A 12,612-nucleotide genomic window follows, 5' to 3' on the forward strand; every position below is an offset into this window, starting at 1 on the left:
ATTAATCAAGGAAACGTAACAATTCATTCTTTTTTTCTTTAGCATAAACATACCCAGTCTGGTATATTTCATCTGCTTTTTTGAAATCGAAAATTCCATAGTCTCTAATACTTGGTGGTTCTATATATACATCGCATTTATATTTTTGAGTTTCTACAGAGTTGCCAATTGCTATTTGAACTGTTCTTTCAATAATTTGTTTATAACCTATTTTACCTTCTATGGTGTTTATGCGATTTACATTGACGCCAATAATTTTATCGACTTTACCTTCTAAAATATTTACAGGAAAATTATTTAAAATACCACCATCACTAAGGTAGATTCCTTCAAATAAAACAGGTTGAAAAACCAATGGTACACAACAAGAAGCTTTTACAGCTGTGGCTAATGAACCTTCATTAAAAATTTTTAATTTTCCGTTATTCAAATCTGTTGCTGTGATAAATAATGGAATTTCTAATGACTCCAACGTTTCCTGAGCAATATGTTTTTTAATTATATTCTCGAATATATCTGTTGAAAATAATCCTACACCTTGTCGTTTAAATAGGCTTGAATAATTAAAGAATTTTTCAGATTTTCCTATTTTAAAAATTTGTTTAGGCTCAAAGCCTGCTGCATAAAATGCTCCAACTAAAGCACCTGCGCTTGTACCAGAAATAACAGAAGGTTTTATGCCTAACTCTGTTAAATACTGTAACACGCCAAGATGTGCCATACCACGAATACCGCCTCCAGAAAGTGCTAAACCTAGTTTACTCATTTTATTATTTTAAAACAACCCTTGACGTTTTAATGACAAGGATTGTTTTTTATTATAGAGACTTAAACGCTTTTTTTAAATGTTTGTAAGATTGTGATACTTCTTTTTTAAAGTTGTCCAACTTTTCTGTAGCCTGTTCTTTTTCCTCATCAAGTTTTGAAGCAAATTCTTTGAATTTTTCGGTAGCTGCTTCCATACTATTCTTATATTCTTGTGTTAGTTCAACTTTTTTTCCTGATATGTTTTTTTCCAAAAGTTCTAGTTGTAACTTGGATTTTTGAGAAATAGCATTAAATAATTGATTTGTTCTTTTAGTTTGAGGGCTATTTTTAATACTTTTCTTCGCATCATTAATAGCATTAACAATATTTTTCTTTTGCGTTTCAAAAGCTTCTTTTGAATAAGTAGCATCTTCATCTAAGTGTTCTTCAATTTTTTCTAAATTGTTTTTTATAAACACCTCTGTTTCTTTAAGTTCGTGAGCTAGTTCAATTTTAACTTCATGAATATTTTTCTTTAAATCTGCTTTTGCCTTTTTAAATTCATCATTCATTTCTGCTTTACCAAGAGAAACTTGAACCGCTAAACGGTCTAATTCTTGTTGATCTTTTATTAGTTTTTCAGCTATTCTTACTCTAATTGGTTTTTGTGATTTTTTTTCCATTTTATTTATTTTTAAGGTTAATCTGTATTTATTTAAAATCTCCAATTGCTTTTTTATAATTGGCTTCATTAATTCTATAATTTGCCTTAGCATCTATAACGTCTGAATATGCTTGCTGCCAGAGCACTTGAGCTTCTAAAACATCTTTTCCCGTTACGGTTCCAACATCAAAGCGATCTTGATTTAATCTTAAATTTTCATCAGCTTGTTGTAACGATTTTTCTGTAATTTCAACTTTTTGTATTGCCTGTTGAAGCTCTAAATAGGCATTTTGAATTTGAAGTGACAATAATTCTTCGGTTTCTTCCAATTCTAATTTTTGTGCTTCGACTTTGAATTCTTGTTCCTTCACTTTTTTCTTTCTGCTTCCCCAATCAAATATGGGTATATTGACATTTAACAAACCGTAGTAAGAGGTTAAATCATTACTTCCATCTGTGAAATTAATTTGTTTGCCATTAGCATAGATTCCGCTTACATTAAGTCCAATTGTTGGCTTTCTGTCAGCTTCTAAAATTTTAGATTGTAACTCTTCAATTTCAACAGCTTTTTTAAGCATTTTTATTTCTGGTCTATTATCAATTGCTGTTGATTGTGAAACTTCATCTAATAAAATAACATTATTACTAATAGTGTCCTTTACTAAAAAATCTATGTTGGGCATACCTGTTAATTGTGCCATCTTCAGTTTTAGCAGTTTAAGCCCATCTTTTGCCTTTGTTAAATCTAGTTCTGCCTGGTTTAATTGTACTTGTACACGTAAAACATCGTTTTTATATATAATACCGGCATTGTATGAGTTAGTTAAATCCTTTAATAATTCTGTTAATAACGCTTTATATTTATTAGCTAACTCTACTTTGCTTTTTACATTTATTATTTGCCAATACGTTGTTTCAACATTTAAAAGCACTTCGCTATCTGTTAGTTCTTTTTGTGAAGTATACAAATCCACTGCTGTAGAACTCATTTGTTTAGCCGTGTTTATTTTACCACCCGCATAAATTACTTGAGTAACTCCTAAAGAGGCGTTTGCGAAAAACTCTGGCAGTAATGTATTTAATGGGTCGCCAACATGAACTCCCATACCACTTGCTTCTACGAAGGGTTTGTCTGATGCATAAACCGATGACTTCGCAGCTTTGGCTGCTTCAATGGTCTTATCTGCTTTTTTAATTTTTTTATTATTAGATAAGGCCAATGATTTTGCTTCTTCTAAACTCAACAACCTATCTTGGGCTATAGCCTGGTGAAAAGTGGTGAAAACCAACAAAAAAACTATTGATAGCGTATATTTATATGTACTCATAATTTGTTTTAAGTTTTTCTAAAAGAACTATAGAAACTACTGCTTTATATAAAAAGAGGGATTATTGCTATTAATCTTTTAAAACAGTAGTCCTATAGTATTCTTATTTATTTCTTGATTCGTTTTTTTAATTTATGCTTCATCACTTCTAATTTGCGAAGTGTTCTACTCTTCTTTTTAGGTTTATACAAGATGGTTTCAAATACTTCTGCATTAGGATGAGGATGTACTTCATCTGGTTGAGGATTAACAAATTTGTAATAGAGTATAGGTACTATAAATAAGGTTAATACCATAGAAACTATTAAACCAACTGCTAATACACTTCCTAAAGGTGCCCATAGCGGTGATTTACCCACTATCATTGGAACCACACCAATAGCTGCTGCTGCAGATGTTAAAAAGATTGGACGCATTCGTCTTTTACCTGAAGCTTTAGCTGCTGCTTTTACGGTATAACCGTGTTCTAATACCAATTCATCTGCATAATCCACCAAAATAATTCCGTTTCTTACTACGATACCTATTAAACTGATAATTCCCATAAAGGCCGTAAAACCAATTGGATTCCCTGTAAGTAACAGCCCCAAGAATGCTCCTAATAAACTCAACGGAAATGTTGCTAAAACAATTAATACTTTTGTAAAATCCTTAAATTGAAATAAAAGCACTAAAAAGATGAGAATTAAACTTATACCTAAAGAAGCCATCATGTGTGGTGCAGTTTCATTGGTGCTTTCGTACTCACCTCCATAGTTGATTGATATGCCTTCTGGTAATTGTAATGCATTAATTTTAGGCATAATATCATTCTGTATTGTGGCAGCTTTTATACCCAATTGTGCTTCAGCTCTAACCGTTAATGTTCTTAAACCATTCCTATGTGTAATGGCTCCTGTATGCCATTCAGGTGTAATGTCTGCCACTTCTCTTAAAGGCACTTTTGTACCAAATACTGTAGGTATGTTTAAAGCTCCTAAATCGTTAAAATTTTCACGGTTTTCAGCATCAAAACGTAAAAGAATATCAATAGCTTTATCTCCTTCATATAACGTAGAAACTGGATATCCTTTTAAGCCTGCTCCCAAAGTTTGCGAAACCATTGCATTTGTTACTCCTAAACGATTTGCCTTATCGTCATTTAAATTTACTTTTACTCCATAATAATCATCTTGATACGATGTTCTTACCCAGTTTGTACCTTGTGCATCTTCTAAAATTGTTTTTACTTGCTCAGCTACTTGTTTTTGCTTGTTTAAATCCTCACCTACAATTCTTACTTCAACAGGTGCCGGTGTTTCTTTCATTGAAAGTTGTCTTATACGTATATAACCATCTGGAACAAAACCTTCGAATTTTTTAATGTACTCATCTGCCAATTCTTGTGTGGCTTCTTTACCTGTTGTAGTTATAAATATTTGGGCAAAGTTTTTACGAGGAAATTCTGGTGCATACGTAGAATGAAATCTTGGGGAACTAGTACCAACAAAACTAGCTACACCCAAAACTCTTTCATCTTGTTTTATTTCATTCTCAACACGTGTTACTACATCTTCCGTTTGTTTTAAATTTCCTCCATTAGGTAACCAAACTTCTATGTTAAACTGATTTCTTTCTGCAGTTGGAAACAATTCCTGCTCTAATCCCATTGCTACTAAAACTGCTAATACAACAGATAAAAAACCAATAAATAATGTTGCTTTTGGCCATCTAAAGCTATAATCTAGTGCATTGTTAAATACATGCTGCAACCTATCTAACATACTTTTTTTATCTCCATCACTTACCTTGTGTTTTAATCCTTTTTTTATAAAGACATAGCACATATATGGTGTTAACAATAATGCTACTAACAACGAAGCAAATAGTGCAACAGCAACAGCAATAGGTAAAGCTTGTATAAATTCCTTAGCTAAGCCATTTAAGAAAAAAGCTAATGGTAAGAAAGCAAAAATAATTGCCATGGTTGCTGTAAAAATTGGCACCATTAATTGAGTAGCACTTTGCCAAGCAGCTGTCCATCTATCTTCTCCTTCATCTAATTTTTCAATGTAATTATCTACAACTACAATGGCATTATCCACTACCATACCCAATACTATAATTAAGGCTGCTAATGTTACCTGATGAATTTCTATACCAATAACATTTAAAACTCCAAATGTTATAACAATAGCTATAGGACATGCCACTGCCGAAACTATTGCCACCCTGAATGGTAATAACAGAATTACCACAATAATTACTGCTACAATTGCAATAACAAATTCTAGCATAAAGTGGCTAATACTTCCTTTTACAACTGAAGGCTGATCTACAATAGTAGTAACTTGAACATCTTGAGGTAATTGTTTTTTTACTTCATTGATTTTTTCTGTTATTTTCTCTCCAAATTGGACGATGTTATTACCTGGTTGCATCTCTACAGTTAACATCATTACTTTTTGATCATCAACTTTAATAAAGCTTGACACTTCTTCGTAACGACGTTCAATAGATGCCACATCTTTTAAGCGAACCACTTTACCATCTGGACTACTATACACAATTTGATTACCTAAATCAGCTTCATTTTTATATTGATTTTTGGCAAAAACAGAGACCTCAGAATCTTCTAAAGTAATACCACCAGAATATCCAGTATTATTTTGCATTTGAATAACTTGAGCAATAGTTGAAAAATCGAAACCATATTGTTTCATTTTTTCGTCTTGTACCGTTACGTAAATCTGCTGTTTTTGTCCTCCATAACGTTTTATTTTTGATGTTTCGTTAATGGTTTTTAAACCATCTTCTAACTCATCTAAATACGTTTCAATTTCTGCATAACTGCGTCCTGGTGCGGAAACTGTTATCATTTGTGCAACTACGTCTCCAAAGTCACTATTTACTATTGGGCCAATCATTCCTTGAGGAAGTGTGTAATTTTGCCTAAATGTGGTATTTAAACCATGTTGTAAAGTCGCCCAAAAACCATCAGTATCTTTTACATTTTCATTTAACTCAACTGTTACAATTACTTGTCCTTCTTTTGTTTCAGAAATTGTTTTTTCCTTTCTAACCTCCTCAAAACCAAATAAAAACTGTTCAATCTGATTGGTTAATTGTTGTTCTACCTGCAACTCGTCTGCGCCAGGAAAAGCTGCTATTACCAAACCTTTACGAACCGTAATTTGTGGATCTTCACTTCGAGCCATAGTCGCTAAAGCATATATTCCCAAAATCATTAACAATATCGTAAGTACAATGGTTACCTGACGGTATTTCATTGCAGCCTCTATAAAGTTTATTTTTACTTTTTTCATCATCCTTATTCAGTTCTTTTATAGAGACACTGTTTGCCCGTCTTTTAAATTTTTGTTTCCTGCAATTACAACTGAATCACCTATTGACAAGCCATTGGTAACTATTACTTCATTTCCTTTAAAACTACCAAGAGACACCCTTTTTTTAATGGCTTTATTTTCCTTTACGACAAATACATATAGTATATTGTTAGCATCTCTTATAATACTTTCTGAAGGAACTGTAATAACATCTACAGTATTACCTGTATTGATTTTTATATTACTAATCATTCCTGGTAATAGTTTATCATCCTTATTATCAAGACGTACTTTTACATTAAAAGTTCTGGTTACAGCATCTGCACTTGGATTTACAATAGCTACTTTACCATTAAAAGTTTCATTTAATGAAGAGATTTCAACTTTAGCGTCTGTACCTATTTTGAGTTTAGATATTTCAGATTCAGTAATAGAAGCCTTAGCGTATACTTTATCTGTTTTCATTACAGTAAAAGCAGGAACACCGGGCGCTGCTGTAGCACCTATTTCTGTCATTTTAGCTGTAATCATTCCAGAAAAAGGGGCATAAAGTTTAGTGTCTGCTAAATTTTTTGCTGCTAAATTTTTGTTTGCGTTTGCTTGGGCTACAGCCACTTTAACTGCAATAAAATCGCGTTCTGGCAAACTACCTTTTTGATATAAACTATTTAATCTTTTGAAGTTATCATTTGCTTGTTCTAAGCCTGCATTTGCTATATCAAATGCATTTTTATAGGTGGTTTGGTCTATTGTTGCTAGTAACTGCCCTTTGTTTACTTTTTGACCTTCTTGAACATAAACTTTTGAAATTCTACCGGGAACTGAGAAACCTAAAGATACTGTGTTATCTGCTTCAATGGTTCCACTATATGTTAGGGATTCCTTTTCTACTGTTGAATTAATTTTTTTAACAGTGACCTTGGGAATCACAACTTCTTTTACAGTTTCCTTTTTTTCTGAACAACCTACTAATAATAAAGCCAAAGTTGTAAAGGTGATAATTTGCTTCATATTTATTGCTATAATTTTATAATAATAGGTTACAAAAGTCCTATTATTGATATAATTACAACAGGTCTACAAAAAGGAAAAATTGGTCAAAATCAGTTATTTTTATTAAAAAAAATAAAAAAAATGCACTATTAAGGAAGTTTGTTGGTCAAAACTTAACTTTTAAACTTAATCTCTCTGAACTTAGAAGGTGAGTAACCCGTGTGTTTTTTGAAATATTTACCAAAGAAAGATTGGTCACTAAATTGAAGCTCGTTTGCAACTTCCGAGATTGATAAGGTTTGATTTTTTAACAGTAGTTTTGCCTCCATTATTACCGCTTCATCAATTAATTGACTTGCTGTTTTTTTTGAAATAATTTTTAAAACCTTAGACAAATAACCAGGTGTTAAACATAAAATATCTGCATAAAATTGAACTGTTCGTTCTTGCTTAAAATTTTCATTTAACAATTTCAAAAAACGAAGTGCTAATTTTTCCTGTCTTGTTAAATTTGCTTCTAGATTAGGAAACTGTATCTTTAATAATGAAGCGTAATGATACATTAATAAGTTAAAACTATGAGTTATTATCTCATTATTATATGGGTTATTTTTTCCAAGTCGATTATTTTTTTCTAAAATTTTTGAAACAGAAATAAACGTTTTTAAATCCTCCTTAGATAATTTTAACTTGGGGATACTATTTGCCGTAAAAAAGTCTAAAGTATCAATATCATTTTTGTTAATTGAGTTTCTCAATATAAAATCAACATTAAAGCTAATAGTTGCTATTTCAAGATTTTTGCTCATTTCTTGAATATGAGTAACCGTTTGTGGATTTATAACTATTATCTCTGAATTTTTTATAGTATATCTCAGTAGATTTAATTGGATTTTTAAACTTCCCTTAACTACTAGTAAAAAAGCATAAGAATTACCTCTAAAAGGATAACCTATAGGAATTTCTTTAAACTTATTTTTTGATAAATGAACATGTAATCCATTTTCTTCTTGTGGTATATCTCCAATAATTTCCACCAAATCATCTATTGTAAGACTTTTTATTGAAGATTGTGGATACATTTTGAGTAGATTTTGTACTCAAATATACTGTATTATTTTATTTTGATTTAGAATGAATCTTTTGATTGTTTTTATTAATCATCTTAATCTTTAAAGTATTAATATCTTCACTTACTTTTCTTTCAATCACTCTGGCATAAATTTGAGTAGTAGCAATCTTGGTATGACCGAGTAGCTTAGAAACAGTTTCTATTGGTACACCATTACTTAAAGTTATAGTGGTAGCGAATGTATGTCTAGCCATGTGAAAGGTCAAGTTCTTTTTGATTTTGCATAAATCTGCAATTTCTTTTAAATAAGAATTGAGCTTTTGATTTGAAATATTAGGAAATAAGGTTTCTATTTTTCTGGTTTTGATGTGGCTTTTATATTTTTCTATCAATTCTTCAGCAATTGGAAGTAACGGGATTTTCACTTTGTTATGTGTTTTTTGTCTACTTGTTATTATCCATTTTCCACCATCGATACCAAACGTAATATTATCTTCGTTGAGGTTCATTACATCAATATACGATAAGCCAGTATAACAACTAAAAACGAATAAATCTTTAACGAGCTCCAGCCTTTCAATTTCAAATTCTTTTTCAATAATAGTTTGTAGTTCATTTTCACTTAAAAACTCGCGCTCATTTTTAATGTATATTGGTTTGAATTTTATGAAAGGATCTTTATCTATCCATTCCATTTTATACGCTAATGTTACCATTTTACGAAGTCTTTGGATATGCTTCATAACTGTATTGTTTTCCATTTGCTTTTGATGGTCCTCTGGAACATAGGAACGTAAGAACTTTTCAAAGTCAACCAGAAAACGGAATGTTAATTGAGACAAGTATATATCTTGGATTTTCTTTTTGATTAGAAATAGTTTGACATACTTTTGAGTTGTGAAGTAATTCTTTAAAGTACCATAACTTAAAGATTCACTCATTTGGGTGTTGTGGTAATCAACCAATGTAAGTAGAGAATATTCTTCGTTATCTTCTCCTAGAAACCTTGCTTTAATGGATTGGGCACAAATAAACGCTTTTTCTTTTACAAGTTCATCGTGAGCTTCATAGATTCTATTTTTAACCTGGTCTAAATATCTGTTGAGTAGCCGTGATTCTTGTTTATTCCCTCTTGCTCTTCCTTTGTTAGAATCCCATTCGGAAAGTATTACTTTTCGTTGCAGACTAATATTTGCACGTTTACCATTTACTGTTATTCGAGCATAAACAGAAACTTGGTTATTGATTTTGCGTGTAGCACTTACCCAAAATGATAAGCTAAAGGTTGTTTGTGATTGCATAGTTGTCGTCTTTTTGTTAAACATTTATTCAAGACGAAAGTCAAATCAACTATTTCAATTACAGTGTTTTAAGCGTCTATTCGGTTAACACTTTTTTACATTGCTAACTGTTAACCGAATTGTTAACCGAATTAAACTATATTAATTCAATTCTTATGATAGTCTAAAAACCATAAAACCTTGTAAATCATACAGTTTACAAGGTTTTAGTTCCTATTAGTATTAATTTTTGTCGGGGTGGCAGGATTCGAACCTGCGACCTCCGCGTCCCAAACGCGGCGCGATAACCGGGCTACGCTACACCCCGAGTTTTGGTTATCATTTTTCGGACTGCAAATATAGAATATTTCTTTAGAAACCAATAACATTTTCCTAACTTTAAAATTTATTTATTTTACACCTTTTAAAAAATGAAATTATCAATAAAACTCATTCTAGTGGTCTTTTTATTGACCTCTTGTGACTCAAACAAAAAGAAAAATCAGGAAGTTACATATAGCCAAGAACCTAGCAATATAGAAGCTAGCATTAAACGTGGTAAAGTTGTGTATCAAGGCATGTGCACCACTTGTCACTTAGACAATGGCAAAGGAGTTCCTAAAGCATTTCCTCCATTAGCTGGTTCTGATTTTTTAAAAGAAAACCAAGACAAAAGTATTACTGCTGTAAAAAAAGGCATGAATGGCAAAATTGTTGTCAACGGTACTAAATACAATAGTGTAATGTCTCCTTTAGGATTATCAGATGAAGAAGTAGCTGATGTGATGAATTACATCAATAATAGCTGGGGAAATGATTATGGTGAATTTATATCGCCAGAAGAAGTAACAAAAGTCATTAAAAAATAGCCTTAATTAACTAACTTTGTGCAACTAACTTAATCTAAAATTTATAATGCTAATAATCGGAATTGCTGGAGGTACCGGTTGTGGAAAAACAACAGTTGTAAATACGCTATTGAGTGAACTGCCTGAGGGTGAAGTTGGCGTAATCTCACAAGATTCTTACTATAAAGACACATCTCACCTGAGTTTTCAAGAACGTGTAAAAATCAATTTTGACCATCCGCGTTCAATTGACTTTGAGTTATTAGAAGAACACCTTAAAGAACTCAAAAAAGGAAACTCCATAAATCAACCTGTGTACTCATTTGTAAAGCATAATCGTACAGGAGATGTTATAGTTACCAAACCTAGAAAAGTAATGATTGTAGAAGGTATTTTAATACTTTCACACCCTGAAATTAGAGACTTATTCGACATTAAAATATTTGTTCATGCCGATTCTGATGAGCGCTTAATCCGAAGATTAAAACGCGATATTTCTGAACGTGGCAGAGATATTGATGAAGTTTTAAACCGCTATCAAACAACTCTAAAACCTATGCATCAGCAATTCATAGAACCGATGAAAGAATATGCGGACATCATTATTCCTAATAACAAATACAACACAGTTGCGGTAGATATCGTTAAAACAATAATTAACGAACGTTTATAATGGCTTTTTTCGATTCAAAATATCTAAAACCATTTAAGAACATTTATCTATTAGTTTTAATAGTTTTTGTAATTTGGATGTTGTTTTTTGATGCGCATTCACTTCTTTTTCATCATGAATTAAATTCTGATATTGAAGAGTTAGAATATCAAAAAGAACATTATAAAAATGAAATGGCTAAAGACGATAAAGCCATAAAAGAACTAAGCACTGAGGAAGGTATTGAGCGTACAGCACGCGAAAACTATTACATGAAAAAGCCTGACGAAGATATTTTTATAATAGAATACGAAGACAGTATAGCTAAACAACAAGAAGATGAGTAAATCTTTATTTAATGATTTTGAAGGAGTTTCCTCAAAAGCCTGGAAACAAAAAATACAAGTAGACCTCAAAGGTGCCGATTACAACGACACGCTTATATGGAAAACCAACGAAGGCATAGATGTAAAACCTTTTTATCATCCTGATGAATTTGATAGTTTACCAGAAGTTTCAAATTCAAAAGCAACGGAATGGAAAATCTGTCAGTCTATTACTGTAGAAGATGCCAAAGAAGCTAATAAAACAGCTATTAATGCTATAGAACGTGGCGCAGAAAGTATTTTATTTATTGTTCCTTCTAAGGATGTTTCTGTTGAAGATTTATTGAAAAACATTACTTGCCCTATAGAATTAAAATGCGAATTTCTTTCTGAAAGTTTTTCGACAAACCTTAAGGCAATCAATAGTGAACTTACTTTACATACAGATATTATTGGCAACCTTGCTAAAACTGGCAATTGGTACAGTAACCTTAAAGAAGATAACGAAAAATTTGACGCTATTGTAAAAACCACAAATCAATTTTCAGTTGATTTAAGCTTGTATCAAAATGCTGGTGCATCAATAATTCAGCAGTTGGCATACGGAATGGCTCATGCAAACGAGTATCTAAATCATTTAGACAGTATCATCTCAAGTGAAGCAAAATCGACTCTTCATATAACCTTCAATGTCTCTGAAGGTTCTAACTACTTTTTTGAAATTGCCAAATTAAGGGCCTTAAGACAGCTGTGGTCTGCATTAGCAAATGAATATGGCATAAATACCGATTGCAAAATTATAGCCACACCAAGCAAAAGAAACAAAACCATATATGATTATAACGTAAATCTTTTACGTACCACCACAGAATGTATGAGTGCAGTTTTAGGAGGAGCTAATGTAGTTTGTAATTCACCTTACGATGCGCTATATCATAAGTCGAATGAATTTGGTGAGCGCATTTCTAGAAATCAACTTTTAGTATTAAAAAATGAAAGTTATTTTGATAAGGTTAATAATCCTGCCGATGGAGCTTATTACATTGAAAACCTTACTGAGCAATTAGCAGAAAAAGCCTTAGTTCTTTTTAAAGACATTGAAGCTAATGGTGGTTTTTTACATCAGTTAAAAGAAGGAACAATTCAAAGAAAAATTAAAGAAAGTGCTGCTAAAGAACAAGCTGATTTTGATGCTGAAAAATTAGTATTATTAGGAACAAATAAACATCCAAATCCTAATGACAAAATGAAAAACAATCTAGAAATCAGTCCGTTTTTAAAAATCGAAAAGCGCAAAACTATTATTGAACCAATACTACAAAAAAGGTTGTCTGAGAAATTGGAAACCAAAAGATTAAAAGAAGAATAAAACATGG

At 31.6% G+C, this 12,612-nt stretch carries 11 protein-coding genes and 1 tRNA gene; 4 read left to right on the forward strand and 8 right to left on the reverse strand.

The window, feature by feature from the left end; translation table 11 throughout:
- Position 1 precedes the first annotated feature (1 nt).
- The 8 genes from QGM60_RS09140 to QGM60_RS09175 form a co-directional block, all read right to left on the reverse strand.
- On the reverse strand, positions 2–766 hold the full coding sequence (locus tag QGM60_RS09140; protein ID WP_036124035.1) for a patatin-like phospholipase family protein: 765 nt from the start codon (positions 764–766) through the stop codon (positions 2–4).
- A 52-nt stretch (positions 767–818) separates the two neighbouring features.
- Positions 819–1,430: a hypothetical protein gene (locus QGM60_RS09145; RefSeq protein ID WP_281139943.1), complete on the reverse strand. Its 612-nt coding sequence runs from the start codon at positions 1,428–1,430 to the stop codon at positions 819–821.
- Between the two features lie 28 nt (positions 1,431–1,458).
- Positions 1,459–2,739: a TolC family protein gene (locus QGM60_RS09150; protein ID WP_281139944.1), complete on the reverse strand. Its 1,281-nt coding sequence runs from the start codon at positions 2,737–2,739 to the stop codon at positions 1,459–1,461.
- 107 nt (positions 2,740–2,846) lie between these two features.
- Positions 2,847–6,047, reverse strand: coding sequence for an efflux RND transporter permease subunit (locus QGM60_RS09155; RefSeq protein ID WP_281139945.1), 3,201 nt, complete (start codon positions 6,045–6,047; stop codon positions 2,847–2,849).
- Positions 6,048–6,062: 15 nt separating this feature from the next.
- On the reverse strand, positions 6,063–7,076 hold the full coding sequence (locus tag QGM60_RS09160; protein WP_281139946.1) for an efflux RND transporter periplasmic adaptor subunit: 1,014 nt from the start codon (positions 7,074–7,076) through the stop codon (positions 6,063–6,065).
- 155 nt (positions 7,077–7,231) lie between these two features.
- Positions 7,232–8,140: a helix-turn-helix domain-containing protein gene (locus tag QGM60_RS09165; protein WP_036124042.1), complete on the reverse strand. Its 909-nt coding sequence runs from the start codon at positions 8,138–8,140 to the stop codon at positions 7,232–7,234.
- A 37-nt stretch (positions 8,141–8,177) separates the two neighbouring features.
- Positions 8,178–9,431 carry a site-specific integrase gene (locus tag QGM60_RS09170; protein WP_281139947.1) on the reverse strand — a complete coding sequence of 418 codons (1,254 nt, stop codon included), beginning with the start codon at positions 9,429–9,431 and terminating at the stop codon, positions 8,178–8,180.
- A 232-nt stretch (positions 9,432–9,663) separates the two neighbouring features.
- A tRNA-Pro gene (locus QGM60_RS09175) sits at positions 9,664–9,738 on the reverse strand.
- A 103-nt stretch (positions 9,739–9,841) separates the two neighbouring features.
- On the opposite strand from QGM60_RS09175, the gene QGM60_RS09180 reads away from it, so the two are divergent.
- From QGM60_RS09180 to QGM60_RS09195, 4 genes are read left to right on the forward strand one after another with little or no spacing between them, the layout of a single operon-like run.
- Positions 9,842–10,279 carry a cytochrome c gene (locus tag QGM60_RS09180; RefSeq protein WP_281139948.1) on the forward strand — a complete coding sequence of 146 codons (438 nt, stop codon included), beginning with the start codon at positions 9,842–9,844 and terminating at the stop codon, positions 10,277–10,279.
- A gap of 46 nt (positions 10,280–10,325) precedes the next feature.
- Positions 10,326–10,931, forward strand: a complete 606-nt coding sequence (gene udk, locus QGM60_RS09185) for a uridine kinase (protein ID WP_281139949.1) — start codon at positions 10,326–10,328, stop codon at positions 10,929–10,931.
- The gene (locus QGM60_RS09190) at positions 10,931–11,257 is read left to right on the forward strand and encodes a septum formation initiator family protein (RefSeq protein WP_281139950.1); all 327 of its coding nucleotides are present in this window, start codon (positions 10,931–10,933) and stop codon (positions 11,255–11,257) included. The genes udk and QGM60_RS09190 overlap by 1 nt, the downstream gene beginning before the upstream one ends.
- The gene (locus QGM60_RS09195) at positions 11,250–12,605 is read left to right on the forward strand and encodes a methylmalonyl-CoA mutase subunit beta (protein WP_281139951.1); all 1,356 of its coding nucleotides are present in this window, start codon (positions 11,250–11,252) and stop codon (positions 12,603–12,605) included. Before QGM60_RS09190 ends, QGM60_RS09195 begins: the two co-directional genes overlap by 8 nt.
- Positions 12,606–12,612 lie beyond the last annotated feature (7 nt).

Source organism: Winogradskyella sp. SYSU M77433 (genome assembly GCF_029911945.1).
Classification (GTDB): Bacteria; Bacteroidota; Bacteroidia; order Flavobacteriales; family Flavobacteriaceae; genus Winogradskyella.